An 18,546-nucleotide genomic window follows, 5' to 3' on the forward strand; every position below is an offset into this window, starting at 1 on the left:
GGTTCGGTTACGTTGTTTTCTCGGCACCTGGGGCCCCGCCGGGGTGGGCGGCCCTATAAATCCAACGAACCCGAGCCGACAAAGAGATTTCTGGGAGGCGGTCGTTGTAACCCTCCTCCCAGTAACGGGGGGCGCCCGGCGGTTGGTGGGACCGCCGGGCGCTGTTTTTTTGGCAAAACCTCGCGCGGAATGAGACGTACGTCCGGACGGCAGCCCCGTCAACAGCCTCGACTCCACCATCCGTACCTTCGTCCCCATTTGCATGCCCATGTCCCGAACGTTCCGTCCACTCCCGCTGGCGCTGCTTCTTCTCCTCCTTCTGCTCCCGGCCTGTAAACAGACGCCGGTCGAAGTCCGCACGGACAGCGTCACCATGCCGGACGGATTCGCGTTGGCGGCCACGTGGTATGAGCCGGAAGGCGTCACGGAGGCCGTCCTGCTGTTCAATGAATGCAGTCGCACGGCCCAGCAGGGGCTGTATGAGGAACTGGCGCGAGCGCTGGCAGCCGAAGGATTTGCGGTCATGACCCACGATTTCCGTGGCACCGGAGGCAGTCGTACGGACGCCTTCGACCTGTCGAATCCGGCCCACACGGATGCCATCCGCAGCGCCTTTGGCAGCGACACCCGCAACATCGTGTCCTACGCCCGTCTGCAATACACTGTCACAGCGGTCGCGGGCACCAGTTGCGGGGCATATCGATTGGCGGACCTGGTAGATGAGCTCCCGGACCTGCGTGCCTTCGTAGCGGTCAGTGGAGGGGCCACCGACAACGGACTCGAAACGCTGTATGGGGCGCGCCCGGTTTCGGTGCTCGGCATTGTTTCCCGGGGTGACGCATCGGCCGTCGAGCCGGTCCGGACCCTGGTACGGAGCCTGGAGAATCGCGCGGAATTCCTGATGCCGGACGGCAGTCTCCATGGCATGACGCTCGTCGCATCGGACGAATCGGTACGCGAACGGATTGTGGATTTCATTGTGACGCGCACCACTGAGGTGGTGGATGATGGTGGCCGGATTGGACAGGTCGATGCGTTTTCCGCCTTCTATATCCAGGGCGGCATGCCCATGGCGCTGTCCGTGACGCATCCGGAGCCCGGACTCACGCGCGCGGTCATCGAAACGCAATTGCCCGGCTCCGGCCGCATCCTGGCCGATACGCTGGAGCACGATGCCTGGGGAGCGTTCGTCCGGCGTTCTTTCGATTATTTCGGCGCACAACCCGAACGGGTGCTGGCCGGCACGGTCGGGGACTCCCTGATCGTATTCCGTCAGCCCCACGACAGCGACGAGGCCACGCGGACCAGCCAGGAATTGGTTTATCCGGTCATCGACGCCACGTGGGCCAACTGGATGCTCGGCGTCATGAAGACCACGGAGTTGGACAGTGTTTCGGTACCGACGTGGCAGATGACGCCGTCGGGGCCCATCCAGCAGGTTTCCGTGTACCACCGGGCGGTCGGCGCAGACGCCAAGGACCCGGCCACCGGATGCACCTGGTGGGAGCGGCGCTCGGCCGCCTACACGTTGCGCTCGTGCGTGACGGACGAAGCGCCGTATTTGCTGCGCCAGCAGGCGGTGACGCCGGATGGCACGGTCCAGCCCCTGTTGGAAGTCAATGCCGGTAATGCACCATCGGGCATGCCCTCATTCTGATCGCCCTGTTCGCAGGCGGGCAGCGGGCTGTCCGGAATCGGACGTTCCTGAACGCCGAGCACGCATGAACGGGCCCGGAATGAGCCATGCAACCGGCTCCGGAAGGACTGGCACAAGGATTGCATTTCCGGGGACATCCTGAATCTCTCCCTGATCGCCCATGTCCCTCATCCGAAGACTGCTCCGCGGCGCGGTCCGTGACCGCCTCCTGACCGCCATCAACATCACGGGGATGGCCATCGGTCTCGCGGTGGGTTTCCTCATCCTGGCGTTCGCGCTCCAGGAATATGACCACGATGCGCGCTGGCCGGAAGCCGACCGGATGTACCGGGTGGATGCCTGGTCCGAGGACGATGGGCAGCGGACGCACTGGGCCGATACGCCATACAGACTGGCGGACGATCTCCGGGAGTCGGGTGCGGGCATTGATGCGGCGTCGGTTTTCCTGCCGGAATTCTCGGTCGTTCGGGCGGGCAGTGTCCTGGAATACAACCGGATATGGTACGTGCATCCCTCGTTCCTGGACCTGTTCGACGTGGATGTGCTGGCGGGAAATGTGGAGCAGGCCCTGCGCTCCCCGGAATCGGTGGTGCTCACCGCGAGCGAGGCGCGCCGTTACGTCCCGTTCGGGTCGCCCATCGGCGAACTGATTGAAATCAACATCGGTGGGGCCTTCGAATCGTTCCGGGTGGACGCCGTCGTGGCAGATTCCCCGGCCTGGTCGAGCCTTCAGTGGGGCATCCTCCTTCCGTACGAGACGGCTCGCGCGCAACCGGGCAAGGCACGCCAACACGATGCCGGGCACGGGCAGGCGGCCACGTTCGTTCGGCTTGCGGATGGCGTGCAGGCGGCGGACGTGCGTCTTCCCGAGCACGAGCGGCTTTCGTTCTTCCTGACGCCCGTGGAGGACATGTACTTCCTGAGCGAGGCGTCCACCCTGGGCATTGTCCGGACGGGAGACAAGCAGCGTGCCGACGTCTTGATCGGTCTGGCCTTGCTCATCATCCTGATTGCCTGTTCCAATTTCACGACCATTTCCCTGGCCCGGAGCGTCCAGCAGAACCGGGCCGTGGGCATCCGGAAGGTGGTCGGGGCCAGTCGCCTGAACATTGCGGCCGAGTATCTGGGCGATGCGCTCCTGAAAACGTCGATCGCCGCCCTGGTCGGGATCGGCCTGGCCGATCTGCTGTCCACGGCGTTCGGCACGCTCATGGGACAGACCGTGGACCTGTCGGTGCTGACTCGTCTGGAGTTCGGCGTACTGGTGGCACTCGGCGTCATCCTGGTGGGGGTTCTGGCCGGTTCCATTCCGACGTGGCACCTGGCACGGGTCCAACCGGTTGACGCCCTGAAAGGCGCATCGGACGGACGGGGCCGGTCCCGGCTCATCCAATCGGTGGTCGTGCTGCAGTTCGTGGCGACGGCGGTACTCCTGGCATCGGCCTGGATCATGTCGCATCAACTGGCTTTCCTGAACCGGATTGACCTGGGCCTGGACGCGGAAAACGTGCTCGTCGTTGAGCCCGATTTCACGAACGGGGCCACCATCCCGGCGCTGCATGCGCAGTTGTCCGCCTCAACCGACCCGGCCATTTCGGGCGTCGCGCTCTCCAACGGCATGCTCTCCCGCAGCCTTCGTACCATGGAAATCCCGGATGGGGATGAAACGCGGCGCATCCATACGTTCGGCGTATCGGCCGAATACGTGGCTCTGCTGGGGCTGGACGTGACGGAAGGCACGCCCATCGATGCATCGAATCCATCCCATGTCCTCATCAACCGGACGTTGGCCAACGAACTGGGCGGAGCGCCCGTGGGCACCATGCTGACGGATGCATACCGGGTGGGCGGCATCGTCGAGGATTTCCACTTCCTGTCGGTCACGCGCGCCATTGGCCCGATGGCCCTGTTGCCACTCGAACAGCCGGAGTCGGCCGGCTATCTGCTGGTCCGGCACGCCGCTGGGCGCGAGCAGGATGCCCTCAGTGCCGTCCAGGACGCATGGCGGCTGCTCGCCCCCGACACCCCCATGTCCTATTACCGCCTGTCGGACAACCTGGGGGACCGCGCGTCGGGAAGCGCCGCCTGGGCCCGCATTGTACGGTATTCAACGCTGTTCGCGCTCTTGATTGCGACTCTCGGGCTATTCGGGCTGAGTGCCCTGGCGGCCGCACGGCGGACCAAGGAAATCGGCATTCGGAAGGTTCTCGGCGCCGGTTCTGTTCGTGTAGCCGGCTTGCTCGTGGGCGAATCGGTCCGGCTCCTGGTGGTGGCCTGTGTGCTGGCCGCCCCGCTCGTTTGGTGGCTCATGGGCGACTGGCTCGCTCGGTTCGCGGTCCGGGACGTCCCGGGAGCCGTGAGTTTCCTGCTGTTGGGGGCGCTGCTCGTGCTCGTTGCCGTTCTGACGGTGGGTTCACACGCGCTCCGGGTGGCCCTGGCGAATCCGGTGGACAGCCTGCGGCGGGAATAGGAAACCGAGCCGGTGGGGCGTCGTTTGTGCGGGCATGAAAATTGCCAAACGATTCCGATGGGAAGGTGCCCACCGCCTGCCATGGCACGAGGGCCGCTGTCGCGACCTGCACGGGCATTCCTACACCATGTTCGTCGAACTCGAGGGTGAGCCCGACGAGAACGGCCTCCTCGTGGACTTCAAGCACGTCAAGAACGCCCTGGCCCCCTTGGTCGACGCCTGGGACCACAGCACGTTGGTGGCCGCAGGCGATGCCAAGCTGCTCGGCATCATGCAGGATGCCGGCTGGCGCCACGCCGTCCTGCCCTACGACACAACGGCCGAGAACATCTGCATTTTCGTGGCGGACCACCTCATTGAAACGTCCATCGACATGCTGAGGGCGCGGCGCATCCACGCCGTCCGCGTGCGGGTCCAGGAAACCGAAACCTGCTGGGCCGAGGCCGAGCGGCGCGTCACCTCAGCCCCTCTGGAATCCTGACTTTCACAATGGCTGGCGTCGGGTCGTGCCGAGACAAGAAAAACTCCGAAGATGATTCATCGACCGCCAGCGCCGTGAAACCACCGTCGAGTATGATTCGTCCCTTCAGTTCGCCGGTCCAATCGAATGCCAGAATGGTGTTTCCCAAGTGGGACGGATGCAGATCTGACTGAAAGCTGAGCAGAGCATAGATGGCATCCGATCCGGCGGATACATCAATGTACCCGCGGTCTCCATTCAACGGATCGTGCTCGAACGGACCCCACGTTATTGCAAGAGGTTCACCGGACCGCAAATCGTGGATTTCGATGATGTCGGCACGTGTGAGGACGACCACGGCCTTCGATCCATCGGGAGAGGCTCTGTATTCTCCCCTGAGGTCATAATCGGTGCCCGTGTTCGACAAGAGGATTGGAAGATCTCCAAATTTCCTCAGTACTTGACCGTCAGCGGCGACCTCAATGAACCGTTGGGAACCGAAGCTTCCACCAAGAACGGTGCTCACCGTGGAATCAGACTGTAGAACGTGCGTTACCATTCCTTCCGTGGGCATCGGACGAAATCCGGACAACGCCATCTTTTTGGTCTCCGTCACGTGAAGATGAAACGTGTTGCGATTCGCAACATCCACTGACGCAAAGTTATTCGGATGCATTTGATGCAGTGACCAAACACGCCTCAATTCTCCGGGGCCTTCTCCGACCGCATCCACACTATCCGTCAGGACACCGGATGCTCTATCATACAGTCTCAACGGAGAGCCGCTGGACGCATCGGTTACTACTATGCTGGATTCGCCAAGCGCAAGGTCCATGGGCAACGCGACATCAATCCCGGTCGCAACTTCCTGCGTTGACAGATTCCAAGTTGGAACTGCCGACAAATCGACCGATTGGGTCGGAACGTTGTACTCAAACGATGGTGTCGGACCACAGCCTGACGGGAGGAGCAATACCCACCAGAGAAACCTTATTCTCTGCACTTGAAGTCCCACACAATGCCGCTGTCCGGCTGACAATAATCACCGAGCGCAGGGATGCATGTACAAGGTCCTTCAGCAGCCGAGCACGAATTGCTTGAAACAGGGGTCGTTGATTTTACAGGAATCAGGCTGACGATCAGCAAGGCGAAGAGAGCAACGAGCAGTTTCATGAAATTCCGGTTTGGTTAATCGGAAACAGAAACATAATATCCCCCCCGGAATCCAGATTCAAGTCTTATTCCGGATCGTTCGACGTTACGCTACCTCATACTCTTGGACGTCGGCGTACGCCACGAGCGACCAGAGATCATCCTCGGGACCCGATTCGCGGAAGGCCATCAGCTCCCGGCGCGACTCCCATTGCTCGCTGACATTTATCCGGTTCTCGTCCAGCGGGTCGGCCGACACCGAGAAATCCACGCAGCCGGGACGCTTCCGTGCCGCGCAAACGGCAGGGAGCGACCCGGCCAGGAACGCATCCCGCTGCCCGGGTTGGATCCGAAGGTATCCAAGGACGAGGATCATGTTGTCTGAGGGCGAGAGCGGCAACACAGGTATGCGCCCCGATACGACCCCGGATCAGGGGAAGATGCCGAGTGCATTGTAGTACACCGCCACCTTGTCAATGGCATTCACGAACGCCGCCGTCCGCTGGTCGGTCTTGTGCGCCTTGGCGATCTCGCTGTTCTCGATGTAGGCCGAGATCATAGTTTCCTCGAGACCGGAGTTGACGAGATCGAGCTCGTCGGCCCCCTGGGAGAGCTTGGTGATCTGCTCGGCCGGCAGATTGATGCCGGTGGCCGACAGGATGGAGCGGATGATGTTTTCGTTGGAGGTCTGCTCGAAGCGCTTGCTCATGCGCCCGAATCGGACGTGGGAGAGGTTCTTGAGCCACTCGAAGTACGAAACGGTGACGCCGCCGGCATTCAGGTAGACGTCGGGAATGACCAGGACGCCCCGTGCGAGCAACATGGCGTCGGCGTCGGCCGTAACCGGACCATTGGCGCCTTCGCCAATGAGCTTGGCCTTTATGCGCGGCGCGTTTTCCTTGGTAATCTGGGCTTCGAGCGCCGCCGGAACGAGGATATCGCAGTCCATTTCCAGCGCGGCAGCAGGATTGCCGACATCGGTGCAGCCAGCCAGGCCCAGCAGGGCGCCGGTTTCCTTTTTGTGCGCCATGGCAGCCTCTATGTCAATGCCATTCGGATTGTAAACGGCCCCGTTCCATTCAATGAGCCCGACGAGGATGGCCCCGCCTTCCTGGAGGTACTTGGCCGCATGGTAGCCCACGTTTCCAAGGCCCTGTACAATGCATTTCTTGCCCTCGAGCCCGACGCTGAGGCCGACCGCCTTCATGTCCTCCGGGTTGTTACAGGCTTCCCGGATGCCGTAGTACACGCCACGTCCGGTGGCTTCGGTCCGACCGCGGACGCCGCCCTGGGCGACCGGCTTGCCCGTCACACAACCAGCGGCGGTCAACGGATCGTCGGACATGGAATTGTAGGTATCGAACATCCACGCCATCTCCTTCGGACCCGTCCCGTAGTCCGGGGCGGGGACGTCAATGCCCGGGCCAATGAAGTTTTTCTTCATGAGCTCGTACGTATAGCGGCGGGTAATGCGCTCGAGCTCGGCCTCGGAGTAGTTGTGGCGGTTGATCTTGATGCCGCCCTTGGCGCCACCGAACGGGACGTTCACGATGGCGCACTTGTAGGTCATGAGCGTGGCCAGCGCGGCCACTTCGTCGGCATTCACGTTGTCGGCATACCGGATGCCGCCTTTTACGGGCAGGCGATGGTGGCTGTGCTCGGCCCGCCATGCCTGTATGACCTCGATGGTGCCGTCATCCTTCTTCAGCGGAAACTTCATGTGGTACATGCTATTACAGATTTGTATCTGTTTCAGCAGACCCTCCGGATGGGAGGTCAGGGCACTCGCTTTGGCGAACATTCGGTCAACTTGTGCCAGGAAGGATGCGGACATGGGTCTTGGAGTTGGTTCAGGTTCAGAAATCCGGTGACAGGCTACTATCTTGGAAGCGTAATCGCAACGTGCCTGCTGATTCAATTATGGATGCGAAAAGCGCTTCCAGACAACTCGCCATCCTCATGGGAGATCCGGTGGCCCACTCGAAATCCCCGGTCATCATGACCGCGGCGGCAAAGGCCGCGGGGATAGACCTCGTCTATGTGGCCTGCCGTGTCCGGGATTGTGACTTGGCCCAGGCGGTGGATGCCATCCATGCGCTCGGCATCCTGGGTGCCAATGTCACGATACCGCACAAACAGCGGGTCATCGAATTCCTGGACGACCTGACGGCGGCGGCGCGCGCGGTGGGCGCCGTGAACACGGTTTTCCGCGACGCCGAGGACCGCCTGGTCGGCGACAACACCGACATCGCCGGGTTCACGGCGCCCATACGCGAGCGGGGGCTCGCGTCGGCCCTCGTGCTCGGCACGGGGGGCGCCGCGCGCGCCGCCGCCTGGGCGTGCCTGCACGAACTCGGCATGGATCGGGTCCTGGTCACTGGCCGCACGCCGGAAAAGGCCGATGCGCTCGTTCATGCGCTTTCGGCGGGGCGGGAAGACCGAGTCGTTAGAGAAATAATGGCCATACCCTGGGAAGAGCGCCACGCCGCCATCGCATCGGTCGAACTGATCGTGAACGCTACGCCCATCGGCATGTGGCCGGAGGTGGATGCGTCGCCGCTCGACGACCCGGCGTGCCTCGGCGCGCATCATCTGGTGTATGACCTGGTCTACAATCCGGCCGAGACCCGCCTGCTGCGCGAGGCCCGCGAGCAGGGTGCACGCACCCAGGGCGGCATGGACATGCTCATCGGTCAGGCCGCAGCGGCCTTCGAGCGCTGGACCGGCCGGAAAATGGATACGCTGTCGGTCCGCGGCGCCCTTTCACCGAGGGAGTACCCTTGAACACACCGAACATCAACCCCGTGGACCTCGAAATCGCGCCCCTGGCGACGAGCGAGACCATTCCGTCCGCGTGGTACACCGACCCCGCGTTCCATGCGTTCGACCTGGCGGCGGTCCTGGCCCGTTCCTGGCAGTACGTGGGCCCGGCTTCGGATGTCGCCGAGCCCGGCTCGTACGTGACCGACTTCGTCGCCGGCAACCCCGTCCTGGTTGCGCGCGACCGCACCGGCGCCCTGTCCGCGTTCTACAATGTCTGCAAGCACCGCGGCGGCCCCCTGGCCACCGACCGGTGCGGTCGCGCCCAGATGCTGCGCTGCCAGTACCACGGCTGGACCTACCGCATGGACGGCATGCTGCGCGGCGTGCCCCGCTTCGACCGGACCGAACTGTTCGACAAGAAGAACTACGGCCTGACACCGATTGGTGTCGAAATCTGGGAGGGTCTGCTGTTCGTGTGCCTGGAACCGGAAAACGCCACCCCGATTGCCGAGCTGTTCGCCGGTATCCCCGAGCACATTGCGCCCATCCGGCTCACCGACCCGGCCTTCCGCGTCAGGGACAGCTACGACGTGGCGTGCAACTGGAAAGTCTACGTGGACAACTACCTGGAGGGCTACCATATCCCGCTGGTGCATCCGGAGCTCTGCGAGCTGCTGGACTACCGGTCCTACGAGACCGAGACCTTCACCCATTACTCGCTGCAGCACAGTCCCATCAAGAACGCATCGACCGCCTACGGGCCGGCCGACGGCGCGGCGTACTACTATTTCGTGTTTCCGAATCTCATGCTGAACATCCTGCCGGGCCGCCTGCAGGTGAACCGGGTGGATGCGCTCGCCCCGGACCGGTGCCGGACCCTCTTCGACTACTACGCCACGGCTGAGCACAACATCGACGAGGACCGCGCGTTCAGTGACCGCGTGCAACAGGAAGACATCCATATCTGCGAGCATGTCCAACGCGGCCTCGCAAGCCGCGCCTACGACCGGGGGCGGTTCTCCTACGACCTTGAGAACGGCGTGCATCATTTCCAATCCATGCTGAAGACGGCGTATCGAGCGGCTACCACATGCGCATAGCCCTCGCACAGATCAACACCACGGTCGGCGACATAGCCGGCAATGTGGAGCGCATCCTCCACTACGCGCAACAAGCGGCCGAGGAAGGCGCGGACCTGGTCGTATACCCCGAGCTGTGCATTACGGGATATCCACCGCTCGACCTGCTGCACTCGGACTACGTGATTTCGGCCGCGCAGAAGGCGCTGACGCACATTGAAACCCATCTTCCGGACGGGGTGGCCGCGCTCGTCGGCACGCCGGTCCCGAATACGAGTCCCAAGGGCAAACGGCTCTTCAATGCCGCCGTCCTGCTGGAGCGCGACCAACCCCGGCAGGTCGTCCACAAGATGCTCCTCCCGACGTACGACGTGTTCGACGAATACCGCTACTTCGAGCCCGCGGCCGCACAACAGGTCATGTCCTTCCGCGGCGTCCGCCTGGGCGTCCACATCTGCGAGGACATGTGGAATAACGAGGAGGTGGCCGAATACCACCTCTATGACCGGGATCCGCTCCAGGAACTGGCCGACCAGGGCGTCGACCTGTTCGTGAACATCTCCGCGTCGCCCTTCTCGCACGGCAAGCACGCGCTGCGCAGCGGCGTCATTGGAGGCATTTGCCGGGCGCATGGCGCGCCGTTCCTGGTGGTCAACCAGGTAGGCGCCAACACCGAACTGATCTTCGACGGGGACAGCCGCGTGCATGCGGCCGACGGCACGCTCGTTCATGTGGCGCCCTCCTTCGAGGAGACCCTCACCTGGTACGACCTGCCCGAAGCAGACGCCATCACGCCCACCGCGCTGCCCCGCCCCGCGGACCGTATTGCCGACCTGCACGATGCGCTCGTGCTCGGCATCCGCGACTATGTCGGCAAGTCCGGCGCCTTCAAGCAGACCCTCGTCGGGCTGTCCGGCGGGATCGATTCGGCCGTCACGGCGGCCCTTGCCGCCGAGGCCCTTGGCGGCGAAAACGTACTGGGCGTGACCATGCCCTCGCGGTTCTCGTCGAAAGGCAGCGTGGAGGACTCCGTGGCGCTGGCCGACGCCCTGGGCATGACCCTGCATACCATTCCGATTGAGCCGGCCGTGGAGGCCTTCCACCACATGTTGGAGCCGCTGTTCACCGGCACCCAGCCGGGCGTGGCCGAGGAAAACATCCAGGCGCGGGCGCGGGGACTGACCCTGATGGCCATCTCCAACAAATTCGGTCACCTGCTGCTGACCACCGGCAACAAGAGCGAGCTGGCCATGGGCTACGCCACCCTGTACGGCGACATGTCCGGCGGCCTGGCTGTGCTCTCCGACGTCTTCAAGACCGACGTCTTTGCGCTGGCCAACTACATGAACCGGCGGGCCGGCCGCGATATCATTCCGCAGGCCACCATCGACAAGCCCCCGTCGGCCGAGCTGCGTCCGGATCAGCGGGACGAAGATTCATTGCCGCCATACGATGAATTGGACGCCATCCTGAAGCGCTACATTGAATACCGGGAAGACGTGGACGTGATTGCCCGCCAGACCGGGCATCCGACCGCATTCGTGGAGGGCCTGCTGCGCGTGGTCGACCGGAACGAGTACAAGCGCCGCCAGGCCCCACCCGGGCTGCGCGTATCTTCCAAGGCCTTCGGCGCCGGACGGCGCCTGCCCATTGTCATGAACCTGGACCGGGCCGCCATCGACGCCCTCTTACCATGATTGCCTACGTATCGGGAGTCCTCGTTTCCAAGAAACCCACCGAGGTCATCGTGGACGTCGGCGGCATCGGCTACCGCGTGCTCGTGCCGACCTCCACCTTCGAACAACTCCCCGCCACGGGCAAGAAAGTCCACCTGACCACGTTCCATCACGTCCGGGAGGATGCCGAAATGCTCTACGGCTTCGCCCGCGAATCGGAGTACGTGGTGTTCGGGATGATGCTCGCGGTCTCGGGCGTGGGTCCGAAACTGGCGCTGGCCGCCCTGAGCGCATTGCCGCCCAACGAGATCCGGGAACGCATTCTGGAAGGCGATGCGGCGCTGCTGACCCGCATTCCGGGTGTGGGCCGCAAGACTGCCGAGCGGATGATCGTGGAGCTGCGCGACCGGTTCGAGAAGGTGGATCCGTCCGATGCGACGTCTCCCGGCGGTGGCGTCGCCACGCCGGCCTCATTCCGTGCCGATGCGCTCGCGGCACTCGAGGCGCTCGGTCTGTCCGGCGGAGCAGCCGACAAGGCGGTCCGGTCCGTGCTCAAGAAGAACCCCGATCTGACGAGCGCCGAGGACATCATCCGATTGGCCTTACGGGAATGAATACCCGCGGGCGGGTATTGGGGCGGCCATGCGTGCCGGTAACTTGGCACACGAACCACTTTCCCCGTACTCCCGCCATGACCGATTTCTTCCTCCGATCCCTAGGCCTGTTGGCCCTGTTCACCCTTCTGGGCGTCACGTCCCAACCCGCCCTCGCCCAGTGGGAACGGATGGATCGGAACGCCGGGCTTCCCGATGGCGTGCCTGCTGGCCTGTGGTATGACGGGCAGACCCTCTTCACCTTGTGGACCGCTCCCTCGTCCGTGGTCGTATCGTTGTACTCGTCGGCCGATCTGGGCGCATCCTGGAGCCCGGTTGCCGGCTTCACGCCCGTGGCAGGCGTTCCCACTCTTCAAGCCGTCGTCAACGGACGGATGATTCTGGCCGCCCTTCTCGGAAACGCTACAGCGGTGGCCTTCCTGACCTCCGACGACGGAGGTACCACCTGGTCCTACAAGGAACAGCCTGGCCTCGGTCAGCCCAGCGCCATCGCCTACGGGAACGGACGCTGGTACCTGTCGACCGCCTCCTTCCTGTACGTCTCGACCGATGACATGCAAACTTGGACCCAGTCCTCATCGGGCGGCGCGGGCTCCGGTGTCCTGCTCACGGACAATGCGGGGTCGCTCCTGGCCAACCGGTCGGGTCTCGCGTACCGCTCGGCGGATGACGGTGCCACCTGGACGGCCATTGCCATTCCCGGCAACTTCCTGAACTTTTTCTCCGGAGCGTGGCAGGTCGGCACCACGTTCTACCTCAAGAACGTCGGTGACGGACAGGTCCACCGCAGTGAAGACGGCGGCGCGACGTGGACGTCATACACATCGTTCGGCGATTTCAACTGGGCGAATGCCCTGGTCGCGGCCAACGGCGAGACGTGGATACCCTATACGACCAGCGTTGGAGGGGCCAATTTCTTCCTCTCCACCGACGCCGCCGTCACCGCGACGGCTGCGTTCGATCTGACGGGATACCCTCTGTCGTCCTCCGCCACGCCGTGCTTCGGCGTCCCGAAACTCGCGGGCAACTACCTGTTCATCAGCGCCAACCTGTGTTTCAACGATCAGAACGGCATCTACCGATACGCGCTGGCCACCGACACGGCCGCCGAACGAACCCCTGAACATCCAGATGCCCTCGACGCATCCCCCATGGGCCTGCCCTACCCCAACCCGGCGCGGACCGCCGTCACGGTGCCCCTCAATTTGCAGCCCGGCTCTTCAGCACGCATCCACATGGTCGATCTGCTCGGGCGCACGGTCCGGACCTGGACTGCACACCCCACCGCCGACAGGCTGACACTCGACCTCTCGGGCGTGCCAGCCGGCATGTATGTGCTGCACACCGGCGCCCACGCACGACCGCTGGTAGTCCGCTGACCTGAATCAGTCGGCCCCACCCCGCTCGGGCAACGATTCCACGTGCAGGGTTTGCGTCGGGAAGGCGAATTCAATGCCTTCCGCCGTGAATCGCTTGTGCAGGGCCAGGTTGATTTCCTGCTGGCGGTCCATGTAGACGGCGTAGTCGGACACCAGCACGAAGTACACGGTCTCGAAGTTGATGGAGAAGTCGCCGAACTCCTTGAAGTGCGCGCGGTCGAAACGCACGTCGGAGCAGGACTCCACGGCTTCGCGCAACATGTCGGGGATGGCCTGCAGCTTGTCGTGCGGCGTGCTGTACGTGACGCCCACACCGAACACAATCCGGCGCTCGTACATCCGCTTGAAATTCCGGACGCGTGTTGAGAGCAGGTCATTGTTGGATATGATGATCTGCTCACCGGACAAGCTCCGGAGCCGCGTGGTCTTGATGCCAATGTGTTCCACGGTCCCCGACATGCTGTCCAGTACCAGGAAATCCCCGTACACGAACGGCTGATCGGCAATGATCGATACATAAGCCAGCAAATCCTGCAGCACATTCTGGACCGCGAGGGCAATGGCAATGCCGCCAATCCCGAGCCCCGCTACCAGCGCTGTGATGTCCACCCCGAAATTGTCCAACGCCACCAGGAACAGCACGGACCAGAGCACGATCTTGCCCACCAAACCGATGGCGCGGACCGCCGTCACCTGGGACGTATCCTCCTGTTGGGCCTCCGAGTACCATTTCGTGGTGAGCCGGATGAGGTCATTGCCCCACAGCCCGGCCTGCACCAGCAGCCCCAGGAACACCAGTCGCAAAAGCCATTCCAGGGCCGGGGCATCGTCCGTATGGTACCGTGTCGCGAAATAGAGCGCAACCACGGCCAGGAACCATGTGCGTGTGCCGCCGAGCAGTTCGGCAATCACATCGTCTATCCGGTTCGACGTCCGCTCGGCCAGCGCGGTGAACCGGCCGAAGAACAGGCGGCGGATGCCCAATCCCACCGCGGTGAACACCACCCATAACCCGAGGAGTTTGGCCCATTCCAGGAGGGGCCATCCGGCCAGTTCGTACGAAAGCAGTTCGGTCATGTCGCGTCAGGGGTTCGTTCCAGCCCCCAATTTACGACGCAACGAACTACCCCATCCGGAAGCGGATAACCGCCGAGAGGACATACAGGACCAGGAACTCCACCAGACCGAATATCGGCGCGATGAAGGATACTTTCAGGCCGCCCGCGACCAGGGCCGGAGACACGGTTCCGCCAACGCCTTCAATGGCCGACAGGGCCTGATACAGTCCCATGGCCTGGGACAGGATGCCCATGATGAGCAGGAATACGGCGGCATGACGGACGGCGGCGGCCATTTTCCCGGCGTGCGGGGCGAGGGATCCAACGCCGAACGCACCGGCCAGACCGGCCACAAAAGCCACGACGCCAATGAGGAGCATGGGCATCATGAAGACGCCACCCATTTCGATGTAGGACATGACAATCACTGTGTTGATGGTAAGGATTCGGCCGCAACGTAGCCCGGGGCTCCGCGCTCCGGAAACCAAAATCGACCATCAACGGTCTCGCGTCGACCATCATCGTTGGGCTTGTCGGCAGGAAACTGTACCCTTTGTCATGACCCTGCGCATCCGCATCCTGCTTCACGTCGCCTACTGGCTGACCGCCCTGGTGTTCTTTGCCCTCTACTACGGGCAGAAGCCGGGGGATTTTGCCCAGAACCTGGCCTATGCGGCCCTGCTGTTGCCCGTCACGATCGGCACCACGTATTTCATTCTGTATCGGCTCATCCCCCGGTACCTGCTGACGCGACAGTACGCGCGGTTCGGCCTGTACCTGGTCTATACGGTCATCGCATCGGTCTACCTTGAGCTCCTGGTGTCCTTCGTGCTCTACATGACGCTCGCGGACTACCAATCCATGGTCGTGCAACCGGATTTTCCGGGAGTGGTGGACGGGCTCCTCGGCATGTATTTCTTCGTGGCCCTGGCCGTAGCCGCCCACCTTGCCGAGCGATGGTACCGTCTCCAGCAGGCGCGCCATGCCATGGAAATCCGCCTGAAGGAAGCCGAACTGGCCCTGCTGAAATCCCAGATCCAGCCGCACTTCATGTTCAACGCGCTGAACAGTCTGTATGCGCTGGCGCTTGAGCGGAGCGCCGACACGCCGGACCTCATCCTGAAACTGTCCACGCTGCTCGACTACGTGCTCTATCGCGCGGGTACGGACCGCGTGGACCTTGCCCTGGAACTGGACATGATCCAGGCGTACGTGGATCTGGAGTCGGTGCGATGTGCGGACCGGGCCGTCATCACGCTCGATCTGCCGTCGGACCCGCCCGCCGCCACCATGGCACCGCTCCTCATCCTGCCGCTGGTCGAGAACGCGTTCAAGCACGGCGTTCACCCGTCCGATGCGCCGAGCCGGATTGCCATCCGTGTCACCGTGGCGGAGGGGCGCCTGCACGTCGAGGTCCGCAATACGCTGGCGGCTGCCGACCCGAAAAGGAGCGGCGGCATCGGCCTGGAAAACCTGCGTGCACGTCTGGCCCACCTGCATCCTGGAGCGCACGAGCTGACCACATCGGTCCAGGATGGCTGGTTCACCGCCCGTATGACCATTCCCCTTGCGCCATGAGCCTTTCCTGCATGATCGTGGATGATGAACCGCTGGCCCGCCGCGTGCTGGAGAACTTCCTCACGCACCTGGACGACTGCGAACTCGTGGCATCGTGCGCGTCGGCCAGGGAGGCCCTGAGCGTACTGTCCGAACGCCCCGTGGACCTGCTCTTCCTGGACATCCAGATGCCCGGGCTCTCCGGTCTGGACCTCATCCCGCTCCTTCCAGAGCCCCCGGCTGTGGTGTTCACCACCGCGCATCGTGAGTATGCGGTCGAGGGATTCGAGCTCCAGGCCGTCGACTATCTCCTGAAACCCGTCTCCATGGCACGGTTCAAAAAGGCCGTCGACCGGGTTCGGGCGCTCCACGCCACGCGCAACGCATCGAGCGTCGCCCGGATTACCGTCCGGGTGGACCGGCAGAACGTACACGTGCGGACGGGGGACATCGTGTACATCGAGGCCATGAAGGACTACGCCCGCATCCATACCCTGTCCGGCCTGCTGGTCACGAAACGGGCCCTGTCGAGCCTGGAGGAGGAACTCTCCGGCGCCGGATTCATCCGCATCCACCACTCGTTCCTGGTCCGGGGGGCCGCCGTCGAAGCCCACGCGCCGGAATTCGTACTCGTCGCCGGGAAACGCCTGCCGGTGGGCCGGGCGTACCGGCAGGAGGCCCTGGCCCGACTGGAATTGGCGTGAACTTCCAACTTCTGCCGGGACCCGGACGCCTGCACGGCGTATCCATGGGCTGAACCCCAATTTTCAGGAGCGCAACCTGCGCACCGTCCCTATTCCTCGCATCTCCCATGCACACTTCCCTGCGCAACATCGCCATCGTGGCCCACGTGGACCACGGCAAAACCACCCTCGTCGACTCGCTGCTGTGGCAGAGCGGCACGTTCCGGGACAACCAGGAAGTGGCCGAACGCGTCATGGATTCCATGGATCTGGAGCGCGAGAAGGGCATCACCATCATGGCCAAGAACACGGCCGTGCACTACGGGGATGTCAAGATCAACATCGTGGATACGCCCGGTCACGCCGATTTCGGCGGTGAAGTCGAGCGGACGCTGCGGATGGTGGACGGCATCATGTTGCTGGTCGATGCGGCAGAAGGCCCCCTCCCACAGACGCGCTTCGTGCTGTCCAAGGCGCTCGCCCTCGGCCTGCCGGCCATCGTGGTCATCAACAAGATTGACCGATCCGACGCCCGCCCCGAGGAAGTCCTGAACGAGGTCTACGACCTGTTCATCGACCTGGACGCCAACGAGGAGCAGATTGAATTCCCGGTCGTCTACGCCGTGGCGCGCGACGGCAAGTGCACGTTGGACCTCGGCGAGGAGATGGCCGATCTGCGGCCCCTGTTTGAAACCATCGTAAACACCATTCCCGCTCCTCCGCAGGACGCCGAGAGCTCGGTCCAGGTGCTCGTTACGAACGTGATTCCGGACAAATACCGGGGTCCGCTCGCGGTGGGCCGCGTGGTACGCGGGACGCTGAAGAACCGCCAGCACGTGGTGCTGTGCCGCCGCGACGGATCGAAAACCCCCGCCCAGGTCACGGCGCTGTTCGAATATGAAGGGCTGAGCCGCGTGGAGACCGATGAAGTCGGCCCGGGCGACATCGTGGCCGTGGCCGGCATGGCGGGAATCGGCCTTGGCGAGAGCATCGCTGACGCCGAAAACCCTGAAGTGCTGCCGCCGCTGCACGTGGACGAGCCCACCATGTCCATGGAGTTCCGCGTGAACGATTCGCCGTTCTGTGGCCGTGAAGGCAAGTATGTGACCAGCCGGAACCTGCGTGATCGCCTGTTCCGCGAGGTGGAAACCAATCTGGCCATGCGCATTGAGGAGACGGATTCGGCCGACAGCTACCTGGTCTACGGCCGTGGCGAGCTCCAGATGGCCATCCTGATTGAGCAGATGCGCCGCGAAGGCTTCGAGTTCTCCGTCGGCATGCCCCGCGTGATCACGAAGGAAATCGACGGCAAGCTCCACGAACCGTACGAACTGGCCATGATTGACGTGGCCGAGGATTTCATGGGCGCCGTCGTGCAGAAGCTGGGCACCCGGAAAGGCGTCATGACGAAGATGGTGAACCACGGCTCGGGCCGTGTCCGCCTGGACTTCGAACTCCCGAGCCGGGGCCTCATCGGCTACCGCACGGAGTTCATGACCGATACCAAAGGCACCGGTATCCTGACGCACCTTTTCGACAAGTACAAGCCATGGGCCGGCGAGATTTCGCACCGCGCTTCCGGCGCCCTGGTAGCCGACCGCTCCGGAAAGGCCACGGGATACGCCATCGTGTCGCTCCAGGAGCGCGGTGAGCTGTTCGTGGGCCCGACCGATGCCGTCTACGAAGGCATGCTGGTGGGCGAGAACAGCCGCGACGTGGACCTCGACGTGAACGTCGTCAAGGAAAAGAAGCTCACGAACATGCGCGCCTCGGGCTCCGATTCGTTCGAGAAGATCATTCCGCCGCGCCGGATGTCGCTCGAAGAGGCCATTGAGTTCATCCGCGAGGACGAGCTCATGGAGGTCACCCCGACGTCCATCCGCCTGCGCAAGCGCTACCTGAACCCGAACGACCGCAAGAAGCACGAGCAGAAGCGGAACGCGTAATCAGGTCGGGTCGGGCCCGTTTTTCCTTACATATTTGGCACCAGATGCCGAG

The 18,546-nt window shown here is 63.3% G+C and carries 17 protein-coding genes; 11 read left to right on the forward strand and 6 right to left on the reverse strand.

The genetic code is table 11. The annotated features are described in order from the left end of the window. Positions 1-268 precede the first annotated feature (268 nt). The 3 genes from RIE53_00005 to RIE53_00015 all read left to right on the forward strand — a co-directional run bounded on the left by RIE53_00005 (position 269) and on the right by RIE53_00015 (position 4,608). Positions 269-1,657 carry an alpha/beta hydrolase gene (locus RIE53_00005; protein ID MEQ9103054.1) on the forward strand — a complete coding sequence of 463 codons (1,389 nt, stop codon included), beginning with the start codon at positions 269-271 and terminating at the stop codon, positions 1,655-1,657. 160 nt (positions 1,658-1,817) lie between these two features. After that, on the forward strand, positions 1,818-4,127 hold the full coding sequence (locus RIE53_00010) for an ABC transporter permease (GenBank protein ID MEQ9103055.1): 2,310 nt from the start codon (positions 1,818-1,820) through the stop codon (positions 4,125-4,127). A gap of 34 nt (positions 4,128-4,161) precedes the next feature. Next, on the forward strand, positions 4,162-4,608 hold the full coding sequence (locus RIE53_00015) for a 6-carboxytetrahydropterin synthase (GenBank protein MEQ9103056.1): 447 nt from the start codon (positions 4,162-4,164) through the stop codon (positions 4,606-4,608). Here RIE53_00015 and RIE53_00020 read toward each other — a convergent pair. From RIE53_00020 to RIE53_00035, 4 genes are all read right to left on the reverse strand, one after another. Further along, positions 4,583-5,422, reverse strand: a complete 840-nt coding sequence (locus RIE53_00020) for a BF3164 family lipoprotein (protein MEQ9103057.1) — start codon at positions 5,420-5,422, stop codon at positions 4,583-4,585. The two genes, RIE53_00015 and RIE53_00020, sit on opposite strands and share 26 nt — an antisense overlap. 155 nt (positions 5,423-5,577) lie before the next feature. Next, positions 5,578-5,760 (reverse strand): hypothetical protein, encoded by a 183-nt coding sequence (locus RIE53_00025; GenBank protein MEQ9103058.1) that lies wholly within the window; start codon positions 5,758-5,760, stop codon positions 5,578-5,580. A gap of 85 nt (positions 5,761-5,845) precedes the next feature. Further along, positions 5,846-6,115: an antibiotic biosynthesis monooxygenase gene (locus RIE53_00030; GenBank protein ID MEQ9103059.1), complete on the reverse strand. Its 270-nt coding sequence runs from the start codon at positions 6,113-6,115 to the stop codon at positions 5,846-5,848. Positions 6,116-6,169: 54 nt separating this feature from the next. After that, the gene (locus RIE53_00035) at positions 6,170-7,468 is read right to left on the reverse strand and encodes a Glu/Leu/Phe/Val dehydrogenase (GenBank protein MEQ9103060.1); all 1,299 of its coding nucleotides are present in this window, start codon (positions 7,466-7,468) and stop codon (positions 6,170-6,172) included. Positions 7,469-7,641: 173 nt separating this feature from the next. On the opposite strand from RIE53_00035, the gene aroE reads away from it, so the two are divergent. The 5 genes from aroE (at position 7,642) to RIE53_00060 (ending at position 13,250) form a co-directional block, all read left to right on the forward strand. After that, positions 7,642-8,523, forward strand: coding sequence for a shikimate dehydrogenase (gene aroE / locus RIE53_00040; protein ID MEQ9103061.1), 882 nt, complete (start codon positions 7,642-7,644; stop codon positions 8,521-8,523). After that, positions 8,520-9,602: an SRPBCC family protein gene (locus RIE53_00045; GenBank protein MEQ9103062.1), complete on the forward strand. Its 1,083-nt coding sequence runs from the start codon at positions 8,520-8,522 to the stop codon at positions 9,600-9,602. The genes aroE and RIE53_00045 overlap by 4 nt, the downstream gene beginning before the upstream one ends. Beyond that, positions 9,593-11,278 carry an NAD+ synthase gene (locus tag RIE53_00050; protein MEQ9103063.1) on the forward strand — a complete coding sequence of 562 codons (1,686 nt, stop codon included), beginning with the start codon at positions 9,593-9,595 and terminating at the stop codon, positions 11,276-11,278. Before RIE53_00045 ends, RIE53_00050 begins: the two co-directional genes overlap by 10 nt. Then, a complete protein-coding gene (gene ruvA / locus RIE53_00055; protein ID MEQ9103064.1) occupies positions 11,275-11,871 on the forward strand; it encodes a Holliday junction branch migration protein RuvA in 597 nt (198 codons plus the stop codon). The genes RIE53_00050 and ruvA overlap by 4 nt, the downstream gene beginning before the upstream one ends. Before the next feature lie 77 nt (positions 11,872-11,948). Beyond that, entirely contained in the window at positions 11,949-13,250 is a 1,302-nt protein-coding gene (locus RIE53_00060) for a T9SS type A sorting domain-containing protein (protein ID MEQ9103065.1), read from the forward strand. A gap of 6 nt (positions 13,251-13,256) precedes the next feature. Here RIE53_00060 and RIE53_00065 read toward each other — a convergent pair whose 3' ends face one another. Continuing rightward, a complete protein-coding gene (locus RIE53_00065; GenBank protein MEQ9103066.1) occupies positions 13,257-14,327 on the reverse strand; it encodes a mechanosensitive ion channel family protein in 1,071 nt (356 codons plus the stop codon). Positions 14,328-14,373: 46 nt separating this feature from the next. Then, positions 14,374-14,727 carry a hypothetical protein gene (locus RIE53_00070; GenBank protein MEQ9103067.1) on the reverse strand — a complete coding sequence of 118 codons (354 nt, stop codon included), beginning with the start codon at positions 14,725-14,727 and terminating at the stop codon, positions 14,374-14,376. 139 nt (positions 14,728-14,866) lie between these two features. Here RIE53_00070 and RIE53_00075 point away from each other — a divergent pair, with 139 nt between their 5' ends. The 3 genes from RIE53_00075 (at position 14,867) to typA (ending at position 18,494) form a co-directional block, all read left to right on the forward strand. Continuing rightward, positions 14,867-15,886, forward strand: a complete 1,020-nt coding sequence (locus RIE53_00075) for a histidine kinase (protein ID MEQ9103068.1) — start codon at positions 14,867-14,869, stop codon at positions 15,884-15,886. Further along, positions 15,883-16,569: a response regulator transcription factor gene (locus tag RIE53_00080; GenBank protein ID MEQ9103069.1), complete on the forward strand. Its 687-nt coding sequence runs from the start codon at positions 15,883-15,885 to the stop codon at positions 16,567-16,569. Before RIE53_00075 ends, RIE53_00080 begins: the two co-directional genes overlap by 4 nt. A gap of 107 nt (positions 16,570-16,676) precedes the next feature. Next, positions 16,677-18,494 (forward strand): translational GTPase TypA, encoded by a 1,818-nt coding sequence (gene typA / locus RIE53_00085; GenBank protein MEQ9103070.1) that lies wholly within the window; start codon positions 16,677-16,679, stop codon positions 18,492-18,494. The last annotated feature ends 52 nt before the right edge of the window (positions 18,495-18,546 follow it).

Source organism: Rhodothermales bacterium (assembly GCA_040221055.1).
Lineage (GTDB): Bacteria > Bacteroidota > Rhodothermia > Rhodothermales > UBA10348 > 1-14-0-65-60-17.